Origin of the sequence: Burkholderia arboris (genome assembly GCF_902499125.1) — a bacterium.
In the GTDB taxonomy this organism is placed as follows: domain Bacteria; phylum Pseudomonadota; class Gammaproteobacteria; order Burkholderiales; family Burkholderiaceae; genus Burkholderia; species Burkholderia arboris.
On the sequence record NZ_CABVPX010000005.1, the window covers coordinates 234553 to 260314 of the forward strand.

General features: G+C 65.4%; 23 protein-coding genes and 2 tRNA genes. 15 read left to right on the forward strand and 10 right to left on the reverse strand.

Going from position 1 to position 25762, the window contains the following annotated elements; genetic code table 11:
* The first annotated feature begins 75 nt into the window (after positions 1 to 75).
* The 9 genes from folP (at position 76) to phoR (ending at position 9507) form a co-directional block, all read left to right on the forward strand.
* Positions 76 to 969, forward strand: coding sequence for a dihydropteroate synthase (gene folP, locus BLA15945_RS08700; protein ID WP_448007459.1), 894 nt, complete (start codon positions 76 to 78; stop codon positions 967 to 969).
* Positions 970 to 996: 27 nt separating this feature from the next.
* The gene (glmM, locus tag BLA15945_RS08705; RefSeq protein WP_059235014.1) at positions 997 to 2352 is read left to right on the forward strand and encodes a phosphoglucosamine mutase; all 1356 of its coding nucleotides are present in this window, start codon (positions 997 to 999) and stop codon (positions 2350 to 2352) included.
* A gap of 454 nt (positions 2353 to 2806) precedes the next feature.
* Positions 2807 to 3841 (forward strand): phosphate ABC transporter substrate-binding protein PstS, encoded by a 1035-nt coding sequence (pstS, locus tag BLA15945_RS08710; protein ID WP_059235012.1) that lies wholly within the window; start codon positions 2807 to 2809, stop codon positions 3839 to 3841.
* A gap of 94 nt (positions 3842 to 3935) precedes the next feature.
* A complete protein-coding gene (pstC, locus tag BLA15945_RS08715) occupies positions 3936 to 4919 on the forward strand; it encodes a phosphate ABC transporter permease PstC (RefSeq protein ID WP_059235009.1) in 984 nt (327 codons plus the stop codon).
* Positions 4916 to 5809 (forward strand): phosphate ABC transporter permease PstA, encoded by an 894-nt coding sequence (gene pstA, locus BLA15945_RS08720; protein WP_174992060.1) that lies wholly within the window; start codon positions 4916 to 4918, stop codon positions 5807 to 5809. The genes pstC and pstA overlap by 4 nt, the downstream gene beginning before the upstream one ends.
* A 15-nt stretch (positions 5810 to 5824) precedes the next feature.
* Positions 5825 to 6673, forward strand: coding sequence for a phosphate ABC transporter ATP-binding protein PstB (pstB, locus tag BLA15945_RS08725; RefSeq protein ID WP_034186662.1), 849 nt, complete (start codon positions 5825 to 5827; stop codon positions 6671 to 6673).
* Positions 6674 to 6691: 18 nt separating this feature from the next.
* Positions 6692 to 7396: a phosphate signaling complex protein PhoU gene (phoU, locus tag BLA15945_RS08730; RefSeq protein ID WP_059235005.1), complete on the forward strand. Its 705-nt coding sequence runs from the start codon at positions 6692 to 6694 to the stop codon at positions 7394 to 7396.
* Between the two features lie 32 nt (positions 7397 to 7428).
* Positions 7429 to 8130, forward strand: a complete 702-nt coding sequence (gene phoB, locus BLA15945_RS08735; RefSeq protein ID WP_006750313.1) for a phosphate regulon transcriptional regulator PhoB — start codon at positions 7429 to 7431, stop codon at positions 8128 to 8130.
* A 57-nt stretch (positions 8131 to 8187) separates the two neighbouring features.
* A complete protein-coding gene (phoR, locus tag BLA15945_RS08740) occupies positions 8188 to 9507 on the forward strand; it encodes a phosphate regulon sensor histidine kinase PhoR (protein ID WP_059235003.1) in 1320 nt (439 codons plus the stop codon).
* A gap of 99 nt (positions 9508 to 9606) precedes the next feature.
* On the opposite strand, the gene ppk1 is transcribed toward phoR, so the two are convergent.
* Positions 9607 to 11670 (reverse strand): polyphosphate kinase 1, encoded by a 2064-nt coding sequence (gene ppk1 / locus BLA15945_RS08745; protein ID WP_059235001.1) that lies wholly within the window; start codon positions 11668 to 11670, stop codon positions 9607 to 9609.
* 279 nt (positions 11671 to 11949) lie between these two features.
* Here ppk1 and ppx point away from each other — a divergent pair, with 279 nt between their 5' ends.
* Complete coding sequence (gene ppx / locus BLA15945_RS08750) at positions 11950 to 13461, forward strand: exopolyphosphatase (RefSeq protein ID WP_174992061.1); 1512 nt, start codon at positions 11950 to 11952, stop codon at positions 13459 to 13461.
* A gap of 90 nt (positions 13462 to 13551) precedes the next feature.
* On the opposite strand, the gene BLA15945_RS08755 is transcribed toward ppx, so the two are convergent.
* Positions 13552 to 13986: a hypothetical protein gene (locus BLA15945_RS08755; RefSeq protein ID WP_174992062.1), complete on the reverse strand. Its 435-nt coding sequence runs from the start codon at positions 13984 to 13986 to the stop codon at positions 13552 to 13554.
* A 209-nt stretch (positions 13987 to 14195) separates the two neighbouring features.
* Positions 14196 to 14272, reverse strand: a tRNA-Pro gene (locus BLA15945_RS08760).
* Between the two features lie 172 nt (positions 14273 to 14444).
* Here BLA15945_RS08760 and sixA point away from each other — a divergent pair.
* Together sixA and BLA15945_RS08770 are read left to right on the forward strand one after the other, a co-directional pair.
* Positions 14445 to 14906 carry a phosphohistidine phosphatase SixA gene (sixA, locus tag BLA15945_RS08765; protein WP_174992063.1) on the forward strand — a complete coding sequence of 154 codons (462 nt, stop codon included), beginning with the start codon at positions 14445 to 14447 and terminating at the stop codon, positions 14904 to 14906.
* A 170-nt stretch (positions 14907 to 15076) separates the two neighbouring features.
* Positions 15077 to 15883: a GNAT family N-acetyltransferase gene (locus BLA15945_RS08770; RefSeq protein WP_034206968.1), complete on the forward strand. Its 807-nt coding sequence runs from the start codon at positions 15077 to 15079 to the stop codon at positions 15881 to 15883.
* A 203-nt stretch (positions 15884 to 16086) separates the two neighbouring features.
* On the opposite strand, the gene BLA15945_RS08775 is transcribed toward BLA15945_RS08770, so the two are convergent.
* Positions 16087 to 16257 (reverse strand): hypothetical protein, encoded by a 171-nt coding sequence (locus BLA15945_RS08775; RefSeq protein WP_174380017.1) that lies wholly within the window; start codon positions 16255 to 16257, stop codon positions 16087 to 16089.
* 136 nt (positions 16258 to 16393) lie between these two features.
* Here BLA15945_RS08775 and BLA15945_RS08780 point away from each other — a divergent pair, with 136 nt between their 5' ends.
* Positions 16394 to 16570: a hypothetical protein gene (locus BLA15945_RS08780; RefSeq protein ID WP_174992064.1), complete on the forward strand. Its 177-nt coding sequence runs from the start codon at positions 16394 to 16396 to the stop codon at positions 16568 to 16570.
* Positions 16571 to 16588: 18 nt separating this feature from the next.
* On the opposite strand, the gene BLA15945_RS08785 is transcribed toward BLA15945_RS08780, so the two are convergent.
* The 5 genes from BLA15945_RS08785 to BLA15945_RS08805 form a co-directional block, all read right to left on the reverse strand.
* On the reverse strand, positions 16589 to 17968 hold the full coding sequence (locus BLA15945_RS08785; protein ID WP_174992065.1) for an MATE family efflux transporter: 1380 nt from the start codon (positions 17966 to 17968) through the stop codon (positions 16589 to 16591).
* Between the two features lie 10 nt (positions 17969 to 17978).
* Positions 17979 to 18302, reverse strand: a complete 324-nt coding sequence (locus BLA15945_RS08790; RefSeq protein ID WP_059234990.1) for a DUF2288 domain-containing protein — start codon at positions 18300 to 18302, stop codon at positions 17979 to 17981.
* Between the two features lie 73 nt (positions 18303 to 18375).
* Entirely contained in the window at positions 18376 to 19995 is a 1620-nt protein-coding gene (locus tag BLA15945_RS08795) for an acyl-CoA synthetase (RefSeq protein WP_174992066.1), read from the reverse strand.
* 369 nt (positions 19996 to 20364) lie between these two features.
* Positions 20365 to 21066, reverse strand: coding sequence for a peptidoglycan DD-metalloendopeptidase family protein (locus BLA15945_RS08800; protein WP_059234987.1), 702 nt, complete (start codon positions 21064 to 21066; stop codon positions 20365 to 20367).
* A 132-nt stretch (positions 21067 to 21198) separates the two neighbouring features.
* The gene (locus BLA15945_RS08805) at positions 21199 to 22110 is read right to left on the reverse strand and encodes an aldose epimerase family protein (RefSeq protein ID WP_174992067.1); all 912 of its coding nucleotides are present in this window, start codon (positions 22108 to 22110) and stop codon (positions 21199 to 21201) included.
* 479 nt (positions 22111 to 22589) lie between these two features.
* Here BLA15945_RS08805 and BLA15945_RS08810 point away from each other — a divergent pair, with 479 nt between their 5' ends.
* Entirely contained in the window at positions 22590 to 23420 is an 831-nt protein-coding gene (locus BLA15945_RS08810) for an undecaprenyl-diphosphate phosphatase (RefSeq protein WP_059234982.1), read from the forward strand.
* Positions 23421 to 23600: 180 nt separating this feature from the next.
* Positions 23601 to 23677 (forward strand) — tRNA-Arg (locus tag BLA15945_RS08815).
* A 611-nt stretch (positions 23678 to 24288) separates the two neighbouring features.
* Here the strand turns inward: BLA15945_RS08815 and BLA15945_RS08820 are convergent.
* Positions 24289 to 24945 (reverse strand): hypothetical protein, encoded by a 657-nt coding sequence (locus BLA15945_RS08820; protein WP_059234980.1) that lies wholly within the window; start codon positions 24943 to 24945, stop codon positions 24289 to 24291.
* Positions 24946 to 25762 lie beyond the last annotated feature (817 nt).

Consider the following 25762-nt stretch of genomic DNA (forward strand, 5'->3'; position numbering starts at 1 on the left):
CTCCGCTTTAGCACCGTTCACGGGCTGGTGTGGCTTCACACCGGCCCGTTTTGCATTCATCCACGCCAGTCGCTCGTGTCCGATTCCGCAGTGTCCCCGTCCATTCCCGCGCCACTCCAGTGCGGCCGCTTCGAGCTGACGTTCGAACGCCCGCTCGTGATGGGCATTCTCAACGCTACGCCCGATTCGTTTTCCGACGGCGGCCGCTTCCTTGCGCGCGACGATGCGTTGCGCCAGGCCGAGCGGATGATTGCCGAAGGTGCGGACCTCCTCGACATCGGCGGTGAATCGACGCGCCCCGGCGCGCCGCCCGTGCCGCTCGACGAGGAGCTCGCGCGCGTGATCCCGCTCGTCGAGGCGCTGCGACCGCTGAACGTGCCGCTGTCGATCGACACCTACAAGCCGGCCGTGATGCGCGCGGCGCTGGCCGCCGGCGCGGACCTGATCAACGACATCTGGGGGTTCCGCCAGCCGGGCGCGATCGACGCCGTGCGCGACGGCAACAGCGGGCTGTGCGCGATGCACATGCTCGGCGAGCCGCAGACGATGCAGATCGGCGAACCCGACTACGGCGACGTCGTGACCGACGTGCGCGACTTTCTCGCCGAGCGCGCGCAGGCGCTGCGCGATGCAGGGGTGGCGGCGGAGCGGATCTGCGTCGATCCCGGCTTCGGGTTCGGCAAGGCAGTGGTCGACGACAACTATGCGCTGCTGGCCGCGTTGCCGGACACGGCGCCTGCGCGGCCCGACGGGCGCGCGTATCCGATACTCGCGGGCATGTCGCGCAAGTCGATGCTCGGCGCGGTGATTGGCGGCAAGCCGCCGCTGGAGCGCGTCGCGGCGAGTATCGCGGCCGCATTGTGCGCGGTCGCGCGTGGCGCCGCGATCGTGCGCGTGCACGACGTCGCGGCGACGGTCGATGCACTGAAAGTCTGGAATGCCGTGCGCGAAGCCGCACGGCAACGATAAGTCAGAAAACGAAGGAGGAAGGACCCCATGGGACGTCGATATTTCGGCACGGACGGCATTCGCGGCACGGTGGGCGACGCGCCCATCACGCCGGATTTCGTATTGCGCCTCGGCTATGCGGCCGGCAAGGTACTGGCCGGCTCGGCCGACGTCGCGGCAGGCTCGCGTCCGACCGTGCTGATCGGCAAGGACACGCGGGTGTCGGGCTACATGCTCGAAGCCGCACTCGAGGCCGGGTTCTCGGCGGCCGGCGTCGACGTGATGCTGGCCGGCCCGATGCCGACGCCGGGCGTCGCCTATCTGACGCGCGCGCTGCGCCTGTCGGCCGGCGTCGTGATCAGCGCGTCGCACAACCCGTATCACGACAACGGAATCAAGTTTTTCTCGGCTGACGGCAACAAACTGCCCGACGACACCGAAGCCGCGATCGAAGCGTGGCTCGACAAGCCGCTCGAATGCGCGTCGTCCGACGGTCTCGGCAAGGCGCGCCGCCTCGACGACGCAGCCGGACGCTACATCGAGTTCTGCAAGAGCACGTTCCCGGCCGCGTTCGACCTGCGCGGGCTGAAGCTCGTGATCGATTGCGCGCACGGCGCCGCGTACCAGATCGCGCCGCACGTGTTCCACGAACTCGGCGCGGATGTCATCCCGATCGGCGTCGCGCCGAACGGCTTCAACATCAACGACGGCGTCGGGGCGACCGCGCCGGACGCGCTGGTGCGTGCGGTGCGCGCGAACCACGCCGATCTCGGCATTGCGCTCGACGGCGATGCGGACCGCCTGCAGGTCGTCGACGCGGCAGGGCGCCTGTACAACGGCGACGAGCTGCTCTACGTGCTGGTGAAGGACCGGATCGCGACCGACGGCAAGGTCGACGGCGCGGTCGGCACGCTGATGACGAACCTCGCCGTCGAAGTCGCGCTGCAGCGCGAGGGCGTGAAGTTCGTCCGTGCGGCGGTCGGCGACCGCTACGTGCTCGAGCAGTTGCGCGAGCACGGCTGGCAGCTCGGCGCGGAAGGGTCGGGGCACATCCTGTCGCTCGACCGGCACTCGACCGGCGACGGCATTGTGTCGGCGCTGCTCGTGCTGGCCGCGCTGAAGCGCAGCGGCCGCACGCTCGCGCAGATGCTCGACGGCGTCACGCTGTTCCCGCAGAAGCTGATCAACGTGCGGATGAAGCCGGGCGCCGACTGGAAGGGCAGCGCATCGATTCGCGCGGCGATCGATGCAGCCGAAGCCGCGCTCGCCGGCAGCGGCCGCGTGCTGATCCGCGCCTCGGGCACGGAGCCCGTGCTGCGCGTGATGGTCGAAGCGCAGCAGGCCGCCGATGCGGTGCGCCACGCAGAGACGATCGCGGACGCGGTGCGCGCTGCGACAACCTGAAGCAGGTTGCCGGTGCGGGGTGGGGTTGCCGCCCGCGCACCGGCATCTCGCGAGACGGCAAGCGGCGCCCTCGAGGCGCCGTCATTTCGTCAGACGCAAAGGTTTGCGATATTAATAGAAGCGCGTTTCCACGCACGCATTCGTTCGACCAGATAAATCCTCCGACCCCGAATCTCCGGCCGCTGCCGGCGGGGGCTTCCCGCGCTGCCGACGCTGCGCTACGATCCGCCGGCGCACCCGCGAAACGGGTGCCCGCGACGTCCTTCCCGGGCAGGCAATTCTTGCCGCCATTGCCGCTTCGGCGCCGTCCAGACAGCGCCCGCGCGGCGCCCGCTACTCCCTTTCAACCAGTCATGTTACTGTCACGCCAGTTTCATCGATTGTCACATTACCGTCATGAGCAGCCCCTAACCTTCGCGGTGCCGTAGTCATCCGCTCACACACTGGAGGTCTCATGAAATTGATGCAAACCGCGATTGCCGGCCTGGCTGGCGCGCTTTTCGCCGTCGCCGCCCACGCTGCCGACATCACGGGCGCAGGCAGCACGTTCGCGATGCCGATCTATACGAAATGGGCTGCCGACTACCAGCAGTCCGGCGGTTCGAAAGTCAACTACCAAGGTATCGGCTCGTCGGGCGGCCTGAAGCAGATCGTCGCGAAGACGGTCGATTTTGCCGGTTCGGACGCTCCGCTGAAGGATGACGAGCTCGCGAAGGAAGGCCTGTTCCAGTTCCCGACGGTGGTCGGCGGCGTGGTGCCGGTCGTCAACGTGCCGGGCCTGAAGGCCGGCGAACTGACGCTGTCGGGCCCGGTGCTCGGCGACATCTACCTCGGCAAGATCAAGAAGTGGAACGACCCGGCGATCGCCGCGCTGAACCCGAAGGTCAAGCTGCCGGATACGGACATCGCCGTGGTTCGCCGCGCTGACGGTTCGGGCACGAGCTTCATCTGGACGAACTACCTGTCGAAGGTCAACGACGAGTGGAAGTCGAAGATCGGCGAAGGCACGACGGTCAACTGGCCGACGGGCACGGGCGGCAAGGGCAACGACGGCGTTGCAGCCTTCGTGCAGCGCCTGCCGGGCGCGATCGGCTACGTCGAATGGGCGTACGCGAAGAAGAACAACATGATCTACACGGCCCTGAAGAACTCGACGGGCACGGTGGTCGAGCCGAAGACGGAAACGTTCAAGGCCGCTGCTGCAGGCGCGAACTGGTCGAAGTCGTTCTACCAGATCCTGACGAACCAGCCGGGCAAGGAAGCATGGCCGGTCGTCGGCGCAACGTTCGTGCTGCTGCACGCGAAGCAGGAAAAGCCGGAGCAGGGCGCCGAAACGCTGAAGTTCTTCAGCTGGGCGTTCAAGAATGGCGAGAAGGCTGCTGACAGCCTCGATTACATCTCGCTGCCGTCGGCTGTCGAGACGGAAATCCGCAAGCAGTGGAAGGCGAAGGTGACGGACGCTTCGGGCAAGCCGGTCGCCGCCGAGTAAGCAATGCAGCGGTTCGCTGCCCGGCCGTGCCGGTCGGGCAGTGTGTGCGGTAAAGCCGGGCGTTATGGCGCCCGGCAATCAAAAGCAGGCACCCATGTCTGATATTTCCTACACGTCCTCCCGATCGCCCGACGGTGCGCAGCACGCGCCGAGCCGTCTCGGGGATGTCCTGTTCGGCGGCCTCGCTCGGCTCGCCGCGATCGTGACCCTGCTGCTGCTGGGCGGGATCATCGTTTCCCTGATCATTGCGTCGATGCCGACCATCCAGAAGTTCGGCCTCGGCTTCCTGTGGCAATCCGAGTGGGATCCCAACTCGGACGTCTACGGCGCACTCGTGCCGATCTACGGCACGATCGTGACGTCGGTCATTGCGCTCGTCATCGCGGTGCCGGTCAGCTTCGGCATCGCACTGTTCCTCACCGAATTGTCGCCCGTCTGGCTGCGCCGCCCGCTCGGCATCGCGATCGAGCTGCTCGCCGCGATTCCGTCGATCGTGTACGGCATGTGGGGCCTGCTCGTGTTCGCGCCGATCTTCGCCGAATACTTCCAGAAGCCGCTCGGCCGCCTGTTCAAGGACGTCTGGGTGCTCGGTCCGCTCACGTCCGGCCCGCCGATCGGCATCGGCATCCTCGCGGCCGGCGTGATCCTTGCGATCATGATCATCCCGTACATCGCGTCGGTGATGCGCGACGTGTTCGAGGTCACGCCCGTGCTGCTGAAGGAATCGGCGTACGGGATCGGCTGCACGACCTGGGAAGTGATGTGGAAGGTCGTGCTGCCCTATACGAAGACCGGCGTGATCGGCGGCGTGATGCTCGGCCTCGGCCGCGCGCTCGGCGAGACGATGGCCGTGACCTTCGTGATCGGCAACACGAACCTGCTCGACAGCGTGTCGCTGTTCGCGCCGGGCAACAGCATCACGTCGGCGCTCGCGAACGAATTCGCCGAAGCGCAACCGGGCCTGCATACGTCCGCGCTGATGGAACTGGGCCTGATCCTGTTCGTGATCACGTTCATCGTGCTGTCCATCTCCAAACTGCTGTTGCTTCGTCTCGAGAAGGGAGAGGGCAAGAAATGAGCGAGCCCATCATGAATTTCCCGGGGGCCGACGGCGCCGTGCTCGAAGCGATGCGCAACCGCCTGCAACGCAAGCGCAAGGCCATCAACGCGATCGCGCTCGCGGCGGCGCTCGGTGCGATGGCATTCGGCCTGCTGTGGCTCGTGTGGATTCTCTACACGACGATCCACCTCGGTATCGGCGGCCTGTCGCTGCAGCTGTTCACCGAATCGACGCCGGCACCGAACACGGAAGGCGGCGGTCTCGCGAACGCGATCGTCGGCAGCCTGCTGCTGTGCGGTTTCGGCACGCTGGTCGGCACGCCGATCGGCATCCTCGCGGGCGTCTATCTCGCCGAATACGGCCAGAAGAACCTGCTGGCAAGCACGATCCGCTTCATCAACGACATCCTGCTGTCGGCGCCGTCGATCGTCATCGGCCTGTTCGTGTACGCGATCGTCGTCGCGAAGTCGGGGCGCTTCTCGGGCTGGGCCGGCGTGATCGCGCTCGCGCTGCTGCAGATTCCGATCGTGATCCGCACGACCGAGAACATGCTGAAGCTCGTGCCGAACGCGCTGCGCGAAGCGGCCTTCGCGCTCGGTACGCCGAAGTGGCGCATGGTGCTGAAGATTACGCTGCGCGCATCGGTCGGCGGGATCGTGACGGGCGTGCTGCTCGCGGTCGCACGGATTGCCGGCGAAACGGCGCCGCTGCTGTTCACGGCTCTGTCGAACCAGTTCTTCTCGTGGGACATGAGCCAGCCGATGGCGAACCTGCCCGTCACGATCTACAAGTTCGCGATGAGCCCGTTCGCAGAATGGCAGTCGCTCGCATGGGCGGGCGTGTTCCTGATTACGCTCGGGGTGCTCGGACTCAACGTCCTGGCGCGCTCGATCTTCTCGAAAAAGTAACGGCGGAGCAATCCGATGAATATGGCAGAGAGCCACCTGAATCCCGTCGAGCGCACCGCTGCGCCCGCCGGCACGCATGACGCGGCGAACGATCGCCCGCTCGCGCCGCTGAACGCGAAGATCGAGGTCAACAACCTCAACTTCTTCTACAACAAGTTCCATGCGCTGAAGAACATCAACCTGCGCATTCCGGACGGCAAGGTGACCGCGTTCATCGGTCCGTCGGGTTGCGGCAAGTCGACGCTGCTGCGCACGTTCAACAAGATGTTCGCGCTCTATCCGGAGCAGCGCGCCGAAGGCGAAATCCTGATGGACGGCGAGAACCTGCTGACGACGAAGCGCGACATCTCGCTGCTGCGCGCGCGCATCGGCATGGTGTTCCAGAAGCCGACCCCGTTCCCGATGTCGATCTACGACAACATCGCGTTCGGCGTGAAGATGTTCGAAAAGCTCACGCGTTCGGAAATGGACGATCGCGTCGAGTGGGCGCTCACGAAGGCCGCGCTGTGGAACGAAGTGAAGGACAAGCTGGGCCAGAGCGGCTACGGCCTGTCGGGCGGCCAGCAACAGCGTCTGTGCATCGCGCGCGGCATTGCAATCCGTCCGGAAGTGTTGCTGCTCGACGAGCCGTGCTCGGCACTCGACCCGATCTCGACGGGCCGCATCGAAGAGCTGATCGCGGAGCTGAAGAGCGACTACACGGTCGTGATCGTCACGCACAACATGCAGCAGGCCGCACGCTGCTCGGATTACACGGCCTACATGTACCTGGGCGAGCTGATCGAGTTCGGCGAAACCGAAAAGATCTTCATCAAGCCGGTACGCAAGGAAACGGAAGACTACATCACCGGCCGTTTCGGCTGATGACGGAGAACAACAGCCATGTCGGATAAACATCTGTCGAGCCAGTTCGACGCGGACCTGAATGCCGTGTCGTCGAAGGTGCTGGAAATGGGCGGGCTCGTCGAGTCGCAGATCGTCGGCGCGATGCACGCGCTGAACGAATTCGACCGCGATGCCGCCGAGAAGGTGATCGCGAACGAAGAGATCCTGAATACGATGGAAGTCGACATCGACCAGGAGTGCGGCAACATCATCGCGCGGAGGCAGCCTGCTGCGCGTGACCTGCGCCTTTTGATGTCGATTTCGAAAACGATTACGAACCTCGAGCGCGCCGGCGACGAAGCCGAGAAGATCGCGAAGCGCGTGCGCCGCCTGGTCGACGAGCCGGCCGCGCGCACGGTCAACATCGCCGAGATCAAGGTGTCGGGCGAGATGGCCGTGACGATCCTGCGCCGCGCGCTCGACGCGTTTGCACGCCTCGACACGGTCGCGGCCGCGCAGATCGTCAAGGACGACAAGGAGATCGACCTCGAATTTCGCGCGTTCGTGCGCAAGCTCGTGTCGTACATGCAGGAAGATCCGCGCACGATCTCGGTCGGTCTCGAGTACCTGTTCATCGCGAAGGCGATCGAGCGGATCGGCGACCACGCGAAGAACATCGCCGAATTCATCATCTACATCGTGAAGGGCACGGACGTGCGGCACCAGCCGCGCGACACGCTCGACCGTGAAGCCAACAGTTAACACGACCCAGCACAGGAAAAAAAGAGGTGCCGATGCCCAGCAACATTCTCGTCGTTGAAGATGAGCCCGCGATTTCCGAACTGATCTCGGTGAATCTCCAGCACGCCGGTCACTGCCCGATCCGTGCGTACAACGCCGAACAGGCGCAGAACCTGATCAGCGATGTGCTGCCCGATCTCGTGCTGCTCGACTGGATGCTGCCGGGCAAGTCCGGTATCGCGTTCGCGCGCGACCTGCGCAACAACGAACGGACCAAACACATTCCGATCATCATGCTGACTGCTCGCGGCGACGAGCAGGACAAGGTGCTCGGCCTCGAAATCGGCGCGGACGACTACGTGACGAAGCCGTTCTCGCCGAAGGAGCTGATGGCGCGGATCAAGGCCGTGCTGCGCCGCCGCGCGCCGCAGCTGACCGAGGACGTCGTGTCGATCAACGGCCTGCGTCTCGACCCGGCCACGCATCGCGTCGCCGCGCACGGCGACGGCAGCGAGATCAAGCTCGATCTCGGTCCGACCGAGTTCCGCCTGCTGCATTTCTTCATGACGCATCCGGAACGCGTGCACAGCCGCACGCAACTGCTCGACCAGGTGTGGGGCGACCACGTGTTCGTCGAGGAGCGTACCGTCGACGTGCACATCAAACGATTGCGCGCGGCCTTGAAACCGGCCGGTTGCGATGCGATGATCGAGACCGTGCGCGGCAGTGGCTACCGGCTCGCCAAGCACGCGTAACGTATCCGGACATGCCGTGTGCCGCGGCATGCCGTTCATTCTTTCGGACGCTGAATCATGAACATCATCTGGGCGCGCTTTCTGGTGTCGCTCGTGCTGCTCGTGCTGATCGGCGTATTGGTCGGCGTCTTCGCCGGCCCGACCGCGGGCCTCGTGTTCGTGGTCGTGATGCTGATCGCGCAGGGCTTTTTCAGCACCTTCCATACGCAGCGTCTGTGGCGCCTGCTCGACGCGCCGGTCTACGGCGAAGTGCCGAGTGCGCCGGGCATCTGGGGCGAGATCTACTATCGCCTGCACAAGCTCGCGAAGCAGTGGCATGCGCAGGTGCGGCAGGTCGAACAGCAGCATTCGCGCTTCATCCAGGCGATCCAGGCGTCGCCGAACGGCGTCGCGATGCTCGACGACCACGACCAGATCGAGTGGTGCAACGCGATCGCCGAGGTTCATTTCGGCCTCGATGCGAAGCGCGACCTGCGCCAGCACATCACGAACCTGGTGCGCCATCCCGATTTCGTCCGCTACCTGAATGCGCAGCATTACGACGAGACGCTCTTGATGCGCGGCATGGGCGATTCGCGACAGAACGTGCTGGCCGTGCAGGTGTTCCCGTACGGCGAGAACCGCAAGCTGCTGCTCACGCAGGACATCACCGAGCTCGAGCGGACCGACGCGATGCGGCGCGACTTCGTCGCGAACGTGTCGCACGAGCTGAAGACACCGCTCACCGTGCTGTCGGGCTTCCTCGAGACGATGCGCGAACTGCCGCTGAACGAGGAAGACCGCGCGCGCTATCTCGACATGATGGAGCAGCAGGCGTCGCGGATGCGGCACATCGTGACCGACCTGCTGGTGCTCGCGAAGCTGGAAGGCGAGAGCAAGCCGCCGCTCGATCGCGCGATCGACATGCGCGCCGTGTTCGATCATCTGAAGGAGGACGCGCAGACGCTGTCGAACGGGCATCACGACATCGCGTTCTCGATCGACGAGACGCTCGGCGTCACGGGTGCGCAGACGGAGTTGTTCAGCGCGTTCGCGAATCTCGTCACGAACGCGATCCGTTATACGCCGGACGGCGGCAAGATCGTCGTCACGTGGCGGCGCGAGGGCGCGCAGGGCGTGTTTTCCGTCACGGACAGCGGCTTCGGGATTCCGGCCGCCGACCTGCCGCGGCTCACCGAGCGCTTCTACCGTGTCGATCGCAGCCGCTCGCGCGATACGGGCGGCACGGGCCTCGGGCTCGCGATCGTCAAGCACGTGCTGCAGCGGCACGACGCGCATCTGTACGTGCAGAGCGAGGAAGGACGCGGCAGTACGTTCACCGCGCGGTTCCCCGGTTCGCGCATCATCGCGATCCGGCCGGCGGCTTACGAAGCATGATTGCATAGCGGCATGTCCGGTCAACAAAAAAGCGCAGCCCGCGGGCTGCGCTTTTTTTTCGATGGCCGTGCGGCGCGCGACCGGCGCGCCGCGGCCGCATTACGAGCAGAATTTCGCGAGCAGCCCGAGTTGCGCGTTGCGGATCGTCTTGCCGGCGCGGCGGCGGCGGTAGTGGCCGTCGCTGTGCATCTGCCACGCCGACTGGTTGTCGCCGAGGCACACCGACAGCCCTTCGGCGATCACGCGCCGCTTGAGCTTGCGCTCGCGGATCGGGAATGCGACTTCGACGCGGCGGAACAGGTTGCGATCCATCCAGTCGGCGCTCGACAGATAGACGTCCTCTGCGCCGCCCGCGTGGAAGTAGTAGATCCGGTGGTGCTCGAGGAAACGGCCGACGATCGAGCGCACCGTGATGTTTTCCGACAGCCCCGGCACGCCGGGCTTCAGCGCGCAGACGCCGCGCACGATCAGGTCGACCTTGACGCCGGCCTGCGACGCTTCGTACAGCGCGGCGATCACCGACGGCTCCAGCAGCGCGTTCATCTTCGCGACGACGCGCGCGCGCTTGCCGGCGCGCGCATTGTCGATCTCCACGCGGATCGCGTCGATGATGCGCGGATGCAGCGTGAACGGCGACTGCCACAGCTCGTGCAGCGTGAGCTCGCCGCCGATCCCCGTCAGTTGCTGGAACACGTGATGGACGTCCTCGCAGATCTTCTGGTCGGCCGTCATCAGCCCGAAGTCGGTGTAGAGGCGTGCGGTGCGCGGATGGTAGTTGCCGGTGCCGAGGTGCACGTAGCGGCGCAGCGACGCCTTGCCGGCCTGCACGACGCGCCGCACGATCAGCATCATCTTCGCGTGGCACTTGTGGCCGACCACGCCGTACACGACATGCGCGCCGACGGCTTCGAGCTGCGACGCCCAGTTGATGTTGGTTTCCTCGTCGAAGCGCGCGAGCAGCTCGACGACGACGGTCACTTCCTTGCCGTTGCGCGCGGCTTCCATCAGCGCGTCCATCAGCGGCGAGTCGGTGCCGGTGCGGTAGATCGTCTGCTTGATCGCGACGACGCTCGGGTCTTTCGCGGCCTGCTGCAGCAGTTCGAGCACGGGCTGGAAGCTCTCGTACGGATGGTGCAGCAGGACGTCGCCGTTGTCGATCGCGTCGAACATCGTCGGCGCGTTCGTGACCGCGGCCGGAATCGACGCGGTGAACGGCGTGAACTTCAGGTCGGGGCGGTCGACGAGATCGGGAATCTGCATCAGCCGCACGAGGTTCACGGACCCGGCCACGCGATAGCAGTCCTTGTCGCCGAGCTCGCTTTCCTCGAGCAGGCGCCGCACGATATGCGGCGGCGTGTCGGCCGACACTTCGAGGCGCACCGCGTTGCCGAGGTGGCGCGCGGGCAATTCGCCCTGCAGCGCGACGCGCAGGTTCGTGATTTCGTCTTCGTCGACGAACAGCTCGCTGTTGCGCGTGATGCGGAACTGGTTGCAGCTCTTCACGACGAGTTGCGGGAAGAGTTCGCCGACGAAGCGCTGCATGAACGAGCTCAGCAGCACGAAGCCGTGCTCGAAACCCGACAGCGCATGCGGCATGCGCACGACGCGCGGCAGCGCGCGCGGCGCCTGCACGATGCCCATCACGGCCTGGCGGCCGAACGCGTCGCGGCCTTCGAGCTCGACGACGAAGTTCAGGCTCTTGTTCAGCACGCGCGGGAACGGGTGGGCCGGATCGAGGCCGATCGGCGTCAGTACGGGCAGCAGCTCGTCGAGGAAGTAGTGCCGCGCCCATTCGAGCTGCTCGTCGTTCCACGTGTCGCTCGCGTGGAAGTAGATGCCTTCCTGTTCGAGCGCGGGCAGCACGGTTTCGTGCAGCATCGTGTACTGTCGATGGACGAGCCGCTGCGCGCGTTCGACGACGAGGTCGTAAGCATGCTGTAACGACATGCCGTCGGGCGTCAGCGCGCCGGGGTTGTCGCGGATCTGCTCCTGAAGGCCGGCCATGCGGACTTCGAAGAATTCGTCGAGGTTGCTGCTGGTGATGCAGATGAAGCGGAGGCGCTCGAGCAACGGGACTTGAGGATCGGCCGCTTGGGCCAGCACGCGCTCGTTGAAACCGAGGATGCCGAGTTCACGATTGAGAAGCGGGTAACGGACGGACATCGGCAGAGTAGGGGGTGATTCAGGCGATGATTCGAAAGGACGCTCGGAAACTCTCACGGTACGATGACGTGCTGATGACAATAATGGTTTTATATCGGCAAATTCTACGCTGTAACCCTTTCGTCTCATAAATGTTTCGGCGATATGGAATCAAGCAGTGTGCATGCCCGTGAAGCGTGGCAACGGCAAGCGTTCCACGCTTAAAATGTCGCCTTTGATTGATCGCCCTGGGCTGCCGGTCCGGCTGCCGCGGGTGAACGCGCACGGAGCCCCCTTCTGATGGTTACAACTCCCCACTTGCTGGCTGCCGTGGATCTCGGCTCGAACAGCTTTCGGCTGATCGTCGGCCGCGTCGAGGAAACGCCGGCGGGCAGCCAGATCTATCCCGTCGACGCGCTGCGTGAGCCCGTTCGGCTGGCCGCGGGCCTGTCGAGCGACAAGATGCTCGATCGCGCGTCGCAGGAGCGTGGCTGGGAGGCGCTCAAGCGGTTCGGCGAGCGCCTGCGCGATTTCCATCCCGATCACGTGCGCGCGGTGGCGACCAATACGCTGCGCGTCGCGAAAAACGCGGGCGAATTTCTCGGCGAGGCCGAAGCGGCACTCGGGTTCCCGATCGAAGTGATCGCGGGCCGCGAAGAAGCGCGGCTGATTTATGCGGGCGCCGCGCACTCGGTGCCGGCGAGCGCCGGCAAGCGGCTCGTCGTCGACATCGGCGGCGGCTCGACCGAATTCATCATCGGCTCGCACTACACGCCGATCGTGATGGAGAGTCTGTATATCGGCTGCGTGAGCCACAGCCGCACGTTCTTTCCGGCCGGCAACGTCGACGAATACACGATGCGGCAGGCCGAACTCGCGGCCAAGCGCGAGATCCAGATCATTTCGAGCGAGTACAAGAAGGCGGGGTGGGACCAGGCGATCGGTTCGTCCGGCACCGCGCGTGCGCTCGCGGAACTCGTCGAGGCGAACGGCTTCAACGATCCGGGCATCACGCACGGCATTTCGCGCGGCGGCCTCGAGCGCCTGAAGCGTGCGCTGATCAAGTCGGAGAACGTCAACCGGCTGAAGCTGATCGCGCTGAAGCCCGATCGCGTGCCGGTGCTCGCGGGCGGCCTCGCGATCATGCTCGCGGTGTTCGAGGAACTCGGCGTCGACTATGTCGATACGACCGACGGCGCGCTGCGCCTCGGCGTGCTATACGACCTGCTCGGCCGGACGCAGCACGAAGACATGCGCGCCGTAACCGTCGAGGGCTTCACGCGCCGCTACGGCGTCGATCGTGCGCAGGCCGAGCGGATCGGCGCGCTTGCGGGGCGTTTCTACGACGAGCTGGAGGAAGACGACGAGGCGCGCGAGGAAGGGCGGATGTTCATCGGCTGGGCGGCCGCATTGCACGAGATCGGCCTGTCGATCTCGCACAGCGCTTATCACAAGCATTCTGCCTATATCGCGAGCAACGCGGACATGCCGGGTTTTTCGCGCACCGACCAGGCGCGGCTCGCCGCGCTCGTGCTCGGTCATGCAGGCAAGCTCGGCAAGCTGTCGCAGGCGCGCGAGGTCGAGTGGCCGCTGCTGTTCTGCCTGCGGCTCGCGGCGCTGCTGTGCCGGCGCCGGACCGATGCGGGGCTGCCCGACATTTCCGTTTCGCAGATGAAGAAGGGCGGGTATGAAGTGCGTCTGCCGAGCTCATGGGTCGAGCAGAACCCGCTGACCGACTACAGCCTCAGCCAGGAGGCGGCGGAGTGGGAGAAGGTCGGTATCCCGTATCGCGTGGTGTATACGGGCGCGTAACGGGCCGATTGCGGGGCCCGCGAGGCCGTTGAACGGGAGGGTTGGTGGTGACGCCCTCGGGCGTGCCGCACGGCCGTCCTGACGGCGCGCTCAATCCGGCGAGCAGACGATCGCGGTCAGGAACGGGAACGCCTGCTTGACGGTCGCGTCGCTGCCGGCCTTGCGCACGGCTTCTTCCACCGAACTCTTCGTGCCGCGCACCACGACGCCGTAGGCCCAGTCGCCAATCGGCGTGCCGTCGCCCGGGCGGAAGATCGGGTCGTTCGCCTGATAGCCCAGCACGACATAGACGCCGAAACCGTATGCGGTCAGCGAGCGGTTCGTGCGGAACGCGTTCACGGAATTCGATTCGACGTGCATCGGCTCCGACTGGATGTCGCCGGCGGCGAGCAGCGGCGCGACGAACTTGTGGCCGGTCGAATGGCAGTCGAGCGCATCGTCGAGCGCCTTGGCCGACGCGTGGCCGGCGGTCGCCAGCGCGAGCAGCGACGCGCAGAGGGCGGTCTTGAGAATGTTGTTTTTCATGCGCGGGTGCGGGTTGTTCACGCGCATTATCGCGTGTTCCCGAAAGTGCCGCGCGCGGGTTGCGGGCAGAGGCGCGTGCGTTGTCGCGTCGGCGCCCCAATGAATCCCTACAATGAATTGAAGTGCGCGAGCCGGGAATCCGTGCGGGTGGTTCAGGGCCCAGAAACGGAAAAGGGGCTACGGTGTTTAACCGTAACCCCTTGATTCCTTGGTCGGAGCGATAGGATTCGAACCTACGACCCTCTGATCCCAAATCAGATGCGCTACCAGGCTGCGCTACGCTCCGACGAGCCAAAGATTATATCGGTACATATCCGATTCGGTCAATCACCGTCTGCAGGTAAATGCCGCGGCGGCGAACCGGCCGCGATTTGACCGCGATTTGCGACAATCCAGCGGATGATCGGCCGGCCCGTGCGCATCGGCGCGCGGCCGCTCGCCGAAGCAAGGAGAACATCATGATGAACCTGATCCTGTGGCGCCATGCCGAAGCCGAAGACTACGCGACGAGCGATCTCGCGCGCCAGCTGACCGTCCGTGGCCGCAAGGACGCGCAGGCGATGGCCAAATGGCTGCGCGGCCGGCTCGAAACGAACAGCGTGATCCTCGCGAGCCCGGCGGCCCGCACCGTGCAGACGGTCGAGGCGCTGACCGACCAGTACCGGACCGTCGACGCGCTCGCCCCGGGCGGCAGCGTCGACGACGTGCTGGCGGCGGCCGGCTGGCCGGAGGGGATCGCACCGACGGTCGTGATCGTCGGACACCAGCCGACGCTCGGCAGCGTCGCCGCGCAGCTGATCGCCGGCGGCGACGACAGCTGGAGCGTCAGGAAGGGCGGAATTGTGTGGCTCGCAAGCCGCACGCGCGACGGCAGCCGGCAGGCCGTTTTGCGGGCGGTATTGACGCCCGAACTGGTGTGAAGCCCGGCTGAATTGGTTTGAAGGGATTGATCATACGGTTTCGCAAGCTTTCTGCTAAAGTCATTTCGGCGACACGTCATTGAAAGGACACGGTCGTGCCACATAACGGTCACGGCCGATTACTACATTGGCGGGCATGTCGCCTTATTCCTTACGACCAGGAAAGCCTAATGCGAGAACTGCCGACGCCTACGCTCCCTTTTGCCTCGCTGCCCCTCGACACGTCGCGGCGCCACCTGCCGCGCGCCAGTGAAACCGTCACATCGGAGTATCGCCTGCGCGCCGCATGGGCGCGTACGGAAGACGAGTTGCGGGAAGCCCAGCGCTTGCGCTATAGCGTGTTCGCCGAAGAGATGGGCGCGCAGGTCAGTGGCCCCTCCGGTCTCGACGTCGATCCGTTCGACGCGTACTGCGACCACCTGCTGGTTCGCGATCTCGACACGCTGAAGGTTGTCGGCACGTACCGCGTGCTGCCGCCGCACCAGGCGGCGCGTGTCGGCCGTCTGTACGCCGAAGGCGAATTCGACCTGTCGCGCCTCACGCACCTGCGCGGCAAGATGGTCGAGGTCGGCCGCTCGTGCGTGCATAGCGACTACCGCAGCGGCGCCGTCATCATGGCGCTGTGGGGCGGTCTGGGCGCGTACATGATGCAGAATGGCTACGAGACGATGCTCGGCTGCGCGAGCGTGTCGATGGCCGACGGCGGCCATTACGCGGCGAACCTGTACCAGTCGCTGTCGGCCGGGTCGCTGACGGCGCCCGAATATCGCGCGTTCCCGCACACGGCACTGCCGGTCGACGAACTGCAGACGGGCACTGTCGTCGCACCGCCGCCGCTGATCAAGGGCTACCTGCGTCTCGGCGCGAAGATTTGCGGCGCACCGGCCTGGGATCCCGATTTCAACTGCGCGGATTTCCTGACGCTGTTCCGCCTGTCGGACATCAACGCGCGCTACGCCCGCCACTTCCTGGGCTGAGCCGTCCGAATCGCGTCGCGCCCGTCGTGGCGCGCGCAAGCGAACGCCGCCGCGCGGTCAGTGCCGCGCGGCGGCGTTCGTGTATCCGGTTGGCGAGTGCGTATCGGGCCCCGTTAATTTCAGCGATACGCAGCCGCTATCGTGCCGCAGGACGGTACGTTTGCGAACGGCCCGAGGGCGGGCCGGACCGCAGCGCGGCTCGCTCAGTGCTTGCGCCGCCAGTCGAGCAGGTGATGCTCCGCCATCCAGTGGTGGATCATCCCTTCGCCGTCATGGCTCCGCTTGTATTCGCGCGACTCGAAGTACGACAGCGCGACCAGCACCATCAGGCCGATGAACAGGCCGATGAGGCCTGCAATTTCCTCAGACGACATGGCAGCCTCCTTTCCACGGCACAGCGCCATGCGTACATAGTAGGACATGCGCGGCGCGACCCTGAAACCGGATTTCCGCTAGACTCGGCGCGGTCCGGCGCGCGATAGGGCACGCCGCTTTCCGGAGCCATACCCGATGACCCGTTTCATGCTGGCCGTGCTGGCCGCATCCCTCCTTGCCGCCTGCACCAGCGATCCTCGTCAGGCGCGCCGTGGCCACCCGCCGGAAGATCCGGCCGACTATCACGGCGTGCCGACCGACATGACGCCGCCGTCGATGCTCGACGCGCCGCCGCCGAAGCCGGTGCAGTAACGCTCGCCGGGCCCGGTATCAGGCGCGTGCCGTTGACGCGGCATGCGCGTCGGCGCCGATGTGCCGCAACAGCCCCGGCAGGTAGCACGCGAGCGTCGCGCCGCGCGCGGCCATGAACAGCAGCAGCGCGAACCAGAGTCCGTGATTGCCGAGCGTGCCGACGGCGGCGAGCGTGGCCGCGATGAAGATCGAGAACGACACGACCATCGCGCGCATCAGCGATTGCGTTTGCGTCGCGCCGATGAACACGCCGTCGAGCAGGAAGCCCCAGACCGACACGATCGGCGAGATCGCGGCCCACGGCAGGTAGCGCAGCGCGACGGCACGGATCTCGGCCTGGTCGGTCAGGCGCGCGACGATCCAGCCGCCCGCCGCCCAGTAGACGAGCGCGAACAGCAGCGCGCCGAGTGCCGACCAGAACAGCGTGACGCGCACGGCCTGCCGGAATGCGCGACGGTCGCGCGCGCCGGCTGCCGCGCCGACGAGCGCCTCGGCCGCATGCGCGAAGCCGTCGAGGCCATACGCCATGAAGGTCTGGAAATTCAGCAGCAGCGCGTTCGCGGCAAGCGTCGCGTCGCCTTGTTTCGCGCCGAGGTGCGCGAACCAGCCGAAGGCGCCGAGCAGGCACAGCGTGCGCAGGAAGATGTCGCGATTGAGTACGATCAGCCGCTTGAGCGCGACGCGGTCGGCGAGCGCGCGTACCGCGAGCGGCGCCAGGCCGCGCGGGCGCAGCCGCCACAGTATCCACGCGCCGAGCGCGAAGCCGCATGCGTCCGCGGTGGCGGTCGCGGCGCCGATGCCGGCGATGCCCCAGCCGAAGCCGTACACGTAGAGCAGCACGGCGCCGATGTTCACCGCATTGATGAACACCTGCGCGACGAGCGCGAGCCGCACGCGTTGCATGCCGAGCAGATAGCCGAGCACGACGTAGTTCGCGAGCGCGAACGGTGCGCTCCAGATCCGTGCATGGCTGTACGCGAGCGCCGTCGCGCGCACGGCATCGCTGCCGCCGAGCGCGGACAGCGCGAACGACAGCAGCGGCACCTGCAGCGCCAGCACCGCGGCGCCGAGCGCGAACGCGACGATCAGCGCGCGCAGCAGGTTCAGGCGGATCCCGGCGTCGTCGCCGGCGCCGTGCGCCTGGGCGACGAGGCCGGTCGTCCCCATCCGCAGGAAGCCGAACCCCCAGAACACGAAATTGAAGAACAGCCCGCCGAGCGCGACGCCGCCGAGGTACTGCGCGCCGTCGAGGTGGCCCGCGACGGCCGTGTCGACCGCGCCGAGGATCGGCTGGGTCAGGTTCGCGAGGACGATCGGGAACGCGAGCGCGAGGACGCGCCGGTGCGTGACGGTGGCCGAGCCGGTGCCGGCCCCGTGCGGTAACGCGGATTCGGACATGGCGGACGCGTCAGGCGCGTTCCTGCACGCAGACCCATGGCGAGACGACGACCGCCCACAGCTCGGGGTTGCGCGCCGCGTAGTCGGCGGCGGTTTCGGACGGCATGCGCGCGACGAGGCCGGCCGACAGCCAACGCGTGACCTGTTCGGCATCGTCGCTGGCGACCGCTTCCGCGACGCTGACGAGATCGAGGTCGCGCGCGACGGACAGCAGCTTGCCCTGCGCGAAGAAGCGTTCGAGATCGCACCAGTCGATCTTGGCGGTCTCGCCGAGGAGTTTGGCGTAGAGCGGGCTGTGCGACGCGCCCGCGGCGGCGTGGTGTTCGGAGGACATCGGATTCTTGGAAAGACTGCGTGGCGCCACTATAAACCATCCGGCCGGGCAGGCCGAGCGTGCGGCGGGCCGCTCACGCGTCGCGCAGCGCGCGGCGCACGATTTTCCCGGTCGCGGTCATCGGCAGGCTGTCGACGAACGCGATCGCGCGCGGATACTCGTGCGCGGCGAGCCGCGTGCGCACATGCGCCTGCAGCGCGCCGACGAGCGCGTCGTCGCCGGCGTGGCCGGGGTTCAGCACGACGAACGCCTTGACGATTTCGGTACGCGTCGCGTCGGGCACGCCGACGACGGCCGCCATCCGCACCGCCGGATGCGTGAGCAGGCAGTCCTCGATCGGCCCCGGGCCGATCCGGTAGCCGGCGCTCGTGATCACGTCGTCGTCGCGGCCGACGAAGCGCACGAAGCCGTCGGCGTCGATCGTGCCCGTATCGCCGGTGAGCAGGTAGTCGCCCGCGAACTTGTCGCGCGTCGCGTCCGGGTTACGCCAGTATTCGATGAACATCACCGGGTCCGGGCGGCGCACCGCGATGCGGCCTTCCATGCCGGGCGGCAGCGGCGTGCCGTCCGCATCGACGATCGCGACCGCGTGCCCGGGCACTGCCTTGCCGATCGCGCCGGGCTGCGCGTCGAACAGCGCCGCGCACGACGACAGCACCATGTTGCACTCGGTTTGCCCGTAGAACTCGTTGGTCGTCACGCCCAGCGCGTCGCGGCCCCAGGCGGTCAGCTCGGTGCCGAGCGATTCGCCGCCGCTCGCGACCGATTTCAGCGACAGCGCGTAGCGTTCGCGCGGTGCCTCGACGGCGCGCATCAGCTTCAGCGCGGTGGGCGGCAGGAAGGCGTGGGTGACGCCGTGACGCGCCATCAGCGCGAACGCTGCGTCACCGTCGAATTTTTCGAAGCGGCGCGCGAGCACCGGCACGCCGTGATGCCATGACGGCAGCAGCACGTCGAGCAGTCCGCCGATCCATGCCCAGTCGGCGGGCGTCCAGAACAGGCGCGCGTCGCGCGGGAAGCATTGCTGCGACATCTCGACGCCCGGCAGATGGCCGAGCAGCACGCGATGAGCGTGCAGCGCGCCTTTCGGTTTGCCCGTCGTGCCGGACGTGTAGATGATCACCGCCGGATCGTCGGCGGCCGTATCGGCCGGCACGAAGTCCGGCGTTTCGGCGGCAAGCGCCGTGTCGTAGCGCTGTACGCCCGGTGCGTCGGGCGCGTCGTCGCCGATGCAGTAGACGGTGTGCAGCGCCGGCAGTTGCGCGCGCAGCGGCGCGATTTTCGCGTAGCCGGCCGCGTCGGTCACGAGCGCGGCGGCCTCGCTGTTCGCGAGCCGGTACTCGAGCGCATCGACGCCGAACAGCGTGAAGAGCGGCACCGCGATCGCGCCGAGCTTGTAGGCGGCGAGGTGCGCAATGGCCGTTTCGGGACCCTGCGCGAGAAAGATGCCGATCCGGTCGCCGCGTCGCAGGCCGGCTCGCGCAAAGCTGTTCGCGAGCCGGTTAGAAGCATTCTTCAGGTCGTCGAACGTGATCCGAAAAACGTCGCCTTGCGCCGTTTCGTGGATCAGCGCGAGGCGTCCGCTGCCGTCGGCCCATTTGTCGCAGACGTCCACGCCGATGTTGTAGCGCGCCGGAATGTCCCACTGGAAGCGGGAGAGCAGGTCGTCGTAGCGGTCGGCGTCGGGCAGCATCGCGTTGTCTCCTGGGTGTCGAACGTCGCGTCGGTCGCGCGGCTTACATCAGCGTTTCACGCAGACGAATCCACAATGGTGTCTGCTGATAGGGAATGTTCGGACTCGTCCAATAGCCAAGGCTCAGTGCACGATTCCACAATGACGCATAAGATCACGACAAAACAGTGATGTGACCATGGATTTGCTTCTGATAGCTGCGGGGTTCAGCCTGATCGGAATCGGTGTGCTGGTGGCGTTTGCTCGTCACGTCGATCCGTTGTCCGGCCGTTTCACCGGACGTCTGCGCAAGCGCTGACTCAACTTTTCCCGTTTTTCGCCGCGACGGCACGCGATGCGCGCCGGCATCGCGTGTCGCCTGTCGGGCGCTCAGCGCGCCGGCAGGTAGCGTGACGGGTCGATCGAGCGGCCGCCGTAGCGCAGCTCGAAATGCAGCGCGACGCGCTCGCTGTCGCTGTTGCCCATCTCCGCGATCGACTGCCCCTGTGTAACCGACTGGCCTTCCTTCACCAGCAGCGCGCGGTTGTGCGCGTAGGCGGTCAGGTAATCCGCGTTGTGCTTCAGGATGATCAGGTTGCCGTAGCCGCGCAGCCCGTTACCGGCATAGACCACCACGCCGGGCGCGGCCGCAACCACCGGCGTGCCCGGCGCGTTCGCGATGTCGATCCCCTTCGATTTCGAGCCGTCGAACGTGCGGACCACATTGCCGGCCGCCGGCCAGATCAGCGCAATGCTCGTGGCCGGCTTGACGGCCGATTCGACCGGCGCGGAAGGTGCCGGGCGCGCGCGGCCGGCGCTGCCGGTGCCGGTGGTCGACGGCGTCGATGCAGTGGTCGTGCCGGGCGGCGGCGCGACGCGCAGCACCTGGCCGACTTCGATCGCGTCGGGGTTCGCCATCTGGTTCCAGCGCACGACGTTCTGTACCGACGTGCGGTTGTCGCGCGCGATCTTGTAGAGCGTGTCGCCACGTTCGACGCGATAGAAACCGGGGCCGACGGGCGCGGAGCCGCACGCGGCGAGCAGGGCGGCGCAGGCGGCTGCGAAGAGTCGCTTCGTTGTTGTTCCGAACATTGAACCTCGCAAAACCCTGCCGCGCGTGACGCGGCAGGCAACACAAAACGTCCGATTTTAACGGGTTCGACCCGCGCACCGCAGTTTCGGTCGTTGCCGGGGCCGTCGCGTGCCGGTTCGGCGCGCGGCAAATCAGCCCGCGAGCGGGGTCACGCGAATCCGCAGCGCGGCCGTTTCGGTCGCGCCCGGCGCGAGCATGCGCAGCCCGAGACCGTTGTGGATCGCGTCGGGCAGGCCGAGCCACGGCTCGACGCAATAGAAGTCCGACTCCGGTTTTTCGGTCCAGGTCGTGACCGCGTACCACGGGATCGAGCCCGGTACGTCGAGCGCGATCTCGATCGTGCGGCGGCGGCCCGGCATCACGATGCGCACCGACGTGGACGGTTCGCCGTCGAGGCAGTGGAAGCGGTCGAGGATGTCCGGATTGTCGAGGCGGTAGTGCGCTTCGCCGGGTTCGAGCGGGCTGATCGAACCGTCCGGGCGCTGCTGGCAACGGCGGGTCGGCGGCAGCTCGAGCGTGGTGTCGGCCCGTTCGCCGTGCGGCAGCGCGAAATAGAAGTGGTGGCCGGCGTAGTAGGGCAGCGGTGTGTCGCCGCGATTGGTCGTCGTCAGCGCGACGTCGAGCGTGTGCGCGTCGGCCAGCCGGTAGGTCGTCTCGAACCGGAAATCGAACGGATAGCTCGCGCGCAGCGCGTCGGTTGCGTCGAGCGTCATCGACAGGGCGGCGCCGTCGGTCGACGGGTGCGCGTCGAACGGCAGGTCGCGCGCGAAGCCGTGCATCGGCAGGTCGCGGACCACGCCGGCGGTGTCGCGCCAGCGGCCGAGTTCGCCGTCGACGCGGTGGCGGCCGAGGAACGGGAACAACAGCGGATTGCCGCCGCGCACGCGTGCGAGGTTGCTCCAGTCGGCCGTTTCCGGCCAGAAGATGACCGGTTCGCCGTCGACGTGCCAGGACAGCAGGCGGCCGCCGAATTGCGGAGCGACCCGGACGAGCGACGGGCCGGCGTGAAGTTCGTGGATATCGTGTTGCTGGAAAGTCGGCATGGCGAATCGGGTTGGGCGGGTGGACGGAGCAACGCGCGTTCCATTATCGGGCCGCGACGGCTCGGGGAAAACCCTTCTCGGGAAATTGCGAGTTTTTAACATTGTCAACGGTCCGGATAATGCCTCTAAACCGGTGAGGTTGCCGGGTCATGACACTTCGAGGAGGGGGCCATGGATCTGGCAATGGCAATGGGTATCGCACTGTTCGGGATGTTCACCGGCAGCACGGTATTATTTTTCTATCAGCTCGGCCGCTGACGGCAATTCCTGCCGAAGTCGACAGGCCCGCCATGCAAATGGCGGGCTTTTTGCTTTCTACATGCTTACAAATTGCAAGCGTTTGTGTGCATTGCCGCAATAACCTGCCAAATGCCTTGGCGCAGTAATCCTGGCTCGGCATAATCGGGGCGCGTTTTTTCGGACGCGCATCGCGTCGTCCGTCTTTCTTCCCGCTTAATCTCGACTAAAAGGACCGACGCGTGAGTCTCTGGTTTCTGGTATTCCTGAGCGTCCTGCAGGGCGTCACCGAACTCTTTCCCGTCAGCAGTCTGGGCCATACGCTGCTCGTGCCGGCGCTGTTCGGCATGCATATCGACAAGCACGCGCCGCAACTGCTGCCGTTCCTCGTCGCTCTCCACCTCGGCACCGCGCTGGCGTTGCTGTGGTACTTCCGTGCGCGCTGGATCGCGTTGATCGGCGGCTTCTTCGCGCAACTCGGCGGCCGCAAGAACGACGACGGGCACCTGATGTGGGCGCTGATCATCGGTACGATCCCGACCGGCATCGTCGGGCTGCTGCTCGAGAAGCGTATCGAACGCGTGTTTCACGACCTGCGGATCGTCGCGATCGCACTGATCGTGAACGGCGTGCTGCTGTGGCTCGGCGATCGCATCCAGCGCAGCCGCGCGCACCAGGCGCCCGAAAAAATGACCTTCAAGCAGGCGTTCTTCGTGGGTCTCGCACAGATCGGCGCACTGATTCCGGGTTTTTCGCGTAGCGGGCTGACGATGATCGCCGGCAATGCGGCCGGGTTGACGGCCGAGAAGGCCGCGGAATTCTCGTTCCTGCTCGGCACGCCGATCATCTTCGCGGCGGGTGTGCTCGAACTGCCGAAGCTGTTTCATGCGCGCGGCCAGCTCGCCGATGCGCTGCTCGGCGGCGTGCTGACGGCGATCGCCGCGTACCTGAGCGTGCGGTTCCTGATGCGCTATTTCGAAGGGCGTGGCCGGCTCGCGTCGTTCGGCGTGTATTGCGTGATCGCCGGCGTGTTCTGTCTCGGCTGGTTCATGCTGCATCCGCAGCCGCTTTAAGGGTGGGATGGCTCGCCTCGCGTGATGTGGCGCGATGATCGGGTATAATTTCGGGCTCGGTTCCATACCGGGCCCGTTTTGTTTCGGGGCTTCGAGTGAGGTGGTGCGGTTGCCTTTACGCGCGACTCGAATGCCCGACGCCGAATGCGGTCCGCGTCAGGCCGTGTCTTTTCTCCCCGACCGCCCTTAGCTCAGTTGGATAGAGCAACGGCCTTCTAAGCCGTAGGTCACACGTTCGAATCGTGTAGGGCGGGCCAGTCAGATCAATGGGTTGCGGCGGTTTTCTTCCCGCGATGATTCAACGCATGTTGTCGTGTAAGCGTCGTGTCGGCATTTCGATCAACGCGAGCTAGTGCGCGTCGGCTTAGCGAACGCTGTGTAGGGACTTTCTGTTGGCAACGGCGGCGCGTCGATAGCGTGCTGGCCGCGCGGACTCACGCCAAAATGCGTCGGGCAGGCCGGTGGCTTTCTCGTGCATCGCTCACTGCGCGTAGCGTCCGATGCGCGTTGCTACCGTTCGTCCCGGTTGAAATTGCCCATCCTTCGCGATCCGGCATTTCGCGTAATTGCACCTCTGCAGCGAAGTTTTCGGCGAGCCGTTCGAGCACGCGCAAATCAGACGCCGTCAACAGACCCAGGCCCACCACAAGCGACGCGATTCGCATTAACGACGCTGCTTATTGCAGACTTTTTCTTGACTCGCCGACGAGGAAAATGGCGGGCGCATCTCGAAACCCGGGGGAAACTGCTTTACGCGAACCGGCTGAATTTGGGGGCGCAAGTTGACCTGCTGAACCGCCGCGCATGGATCCACGCGATTCCGGCAAACTGCCGGAAGCTTATGGATCGGTGAGCAACAGACGCGTGTTTACTTATCCAGATAGATATAGAGTGAAACAAGTGCGGTTGCCATTATCGCCGCGGCCATGAGCAAGCGGAACCGTGGAGCGAGCCGCACGGTTGCGTGCATGAAGCCGGTGTTCAGGCGGGCCGGCGATATGAGAAAGGATGTGTACCAGATCAAGAAATTCAAGCAGAACGCCATCGCGAACATCAGGCCTGATACCGTCACACGCACATAGGTGTGCAGTGTGCTGGCATCCTGCGGGGCGGTGAAGCAAATCCATTGGCCGAGAAGAAGCCCGAGCATCAACGCCCCGAGTGCATAGGTATTCTGTAGCACCTGATATGCGGCGATCGCAAGCCACCTCTGACGAGGAAGCGCAATCAGCAGGCCGACAAGGATCATCCCAAGCACCGCAAAGACGTTCCAGATATGTGGCCCAATGCCTTCCTGGATTGCTGTTTGCAGATATTTGACTGATCGATGGCTACCGAGCCAGTCAGTTAAGACTACTCCGGTTATGGCTGGTAGCGTCCAAGCTGCGAGAACAATGGCGGCTTGCTTCCAAGCGCAACGGGGCAAGAAGTCCGAACGTTTGAAGTCGCGGGTGTGATGCCGAATCCAGCTTCGGGTTCGATTCAGCAGTGTCCGAAAAACTGACGGGGTTGTCGTGCTTTGCATTGGGTGTGTCGTTCGGAAGAGCGACGGCGAGAGTGGTCAATGGCGTTTGTGCAATCCGTCGCGCGTGAGATCACGCCGATTATCCATAAAAATATCGCGTGATCCAAGCTGGAGTCTGAATTCGTTTGGAATTCCCAAGGTCTCTCTCTTGCCTGTTGCTGGAGAGGCCGTTATGAAAAAGACAATCAGGGCCGAAATTCGTGGTGTCACTCTCGCGACATCTTGCTCGGCGTACTCGACCTGCATCAGCTGTCCGAGTTTGCAAGCATGCACGGGCCAGAGCGGTAACACATATAGCGTCGACAGGTTGGGCGGCTTGACGGCCGTGAGCGGTTACAACGGGCAGACGGGCAGTTCGTGGCGTGAGACGGCGAGCACGCGTGGCAACACGACTACGATCAATGGCACCGACCGCCGCGAACGGACAGAGCTGAAACGAAACCGTCCAGAATTTCGGAAACGGAAATCGATCGATATCCGGTGTCAATTCGAAAGGGAATACATTCAACCGCTACTGCACGACGTACGGCGGTCACTGATCCTGCGTATACCTCGCGGCAAACGATGTATCGGCGGTGCTTTGGTCATGCAGTGTGCTCAATGAGCCCAGTGCGACATTACGCACCGTCGTGTATTGAGCGGCAGAAGGTATCGCGAAATTTCAAGCTCTAATGCTTCGCGTCGAGCGCCGTTTCGTCTGATGAATTCGAGTGTTGGTTTGCGGCAGTTTCTTATTGATTTGACTTATTGCGCAGCATTCGCGCGACGTGTAGTCTCGGTCCCGGAGATCTGGCGATTAGTCCAAACATGGCATCGC

Coding starts and splice junctions, on each gene's coding strand:
- glmM (WP_059235014.1), top strand. CDS start 997: ATGGGACGTCGATATTTCGGCACGGACGGCATTCGCGGCACGGTGGGC.
- pstS (WP_059235012.1), top strand. CDS start 2,807: ATGAAATTGATGCAAACCGCGATTGCCGGCCTGGCTGGCGCGCTTTTC.
- pstC (WP_059235009.1), top strand. CDS start 3,936: ATGTCTGATATTTCCTACACGTCCTCCCGATCGCCCGACGGTGCGCAG.
- pstA (WP_174992060.1), top strand. CDS start 4,916: ATGAGCGAGCCCATCATGAATTTCCCGGGGGCCGACGGCGCCGTGCTC.
- pstB (WP_034186662.1), top strand. CDS start 5,825: ATGAATATGGCAGAGAGCCACCTGAATCCCGTCGAGCGCACCGCTGCG.
- phoU (WP_059235005.1), top strand. CDS start 6,692: ATGTCGGATAAACATCTGTCGAGCCAGTTCGACGCGGACCTGAATGCC.
- phoB (WP_006750313.1), top strand. CDS start 7,429: ATGCCCAGCAACATTCTCGTCGTTGAAGATGAGCCCGCGATTTCCGAA.
- phoR (WP_059235003.1), top strand. CDS start 8,188: ATGAACATCATCTGGGCGCGCTTTCTGGTGTCGCTCGTGCTGCTCGTG.
- ppk1 (WP_059235001.1), bottom strand. CDS start 11,670: ATGTCCGTCCGTTACCCGCTTCTCAATCGTGAACTCGGCATCCTCGGT.
- ppx (WP_174992061.1), top strand. CDS start 11,950: ATGGTTACAACTCCCCACTTGCTGGCTGCCGTGGATCTCGGCTCGAAC.
- BLA15945_RS08755 (WP_174992062.1), bottom strand. CDS start 13,986: ATGAAAAACAACATTCTCAAGACCGCCCTCTGCGCGTCGCTGCTCGCG.
- sixA (WP_174992063.1), top strand. CDS start 14,445: ATGATGAACCTGATCCTGTGGCGCCATGCCGAAGCCGAAGACTACGCG.
- BLA15945_RS08770 (WP_034206968.1), top strand. CDS start 15,077: ATGCGAGAACTGCCGACGCCTACGCTCCCTTTTGCCTCGCTGCCCCTC.
- BLA15945_RS08775 (WP_174380017.1), bottom strand. CDS start 16,257: ATGTCGTCTGAGGAAATTGCAGGCCTCATCGGCCTGTTCATCGGCCTG.
- BLA15945_RS08780 (WP_174992064.1), top strand. CDS start 16,394: ATGACCCGTTTCATGCTGGCCGTGCTGGCCGCATCCCTCCTTGCCGCC.
- BLA15945_RS08785 (WP_174992065.1), bottom strand. CDS start 17,968: ATGTCCGAATCCGCGTTACCGCACGGGGCCGGCACCGGCTCGGCCACC.
- BLA15945_RS08790 (WP_059234990.1), bottom strand. CDS start 18,302: ATGTCCTCCGAACACCACGCCGCCGCGGGCGCGTCGCACAGCCCGCTC.
- BLA15945_RS08795 (WP_174992066.1), bottom strand. CDS start 19,995: ATGCTGCCCGACGCCGACCGCTACGACGACCTGCTCTCCCGCTTCCAG.
- BLA15945_RS08800 (WP_059234987.1), bottom strand. CDS start 21,066: ATGTTCGGAACAACAACGAAGCGACTCTTCGCAGCCGCCTGCGCCGCC.
- BLA15945_RS08805 (WP_174992067.1), bottom strand. CDS start 22,110: ATGCCGACTTTCCAGCAACACGATATCCACGAACTTCACGCCGGCCCG.
- BLA15945_RS08820 (WP_059234980.1), bottom strand. CDS start 24,945: ATGCAAAGCACGACAACCCCGTCAGTTTTTCGGACACTGCTGAATCGA.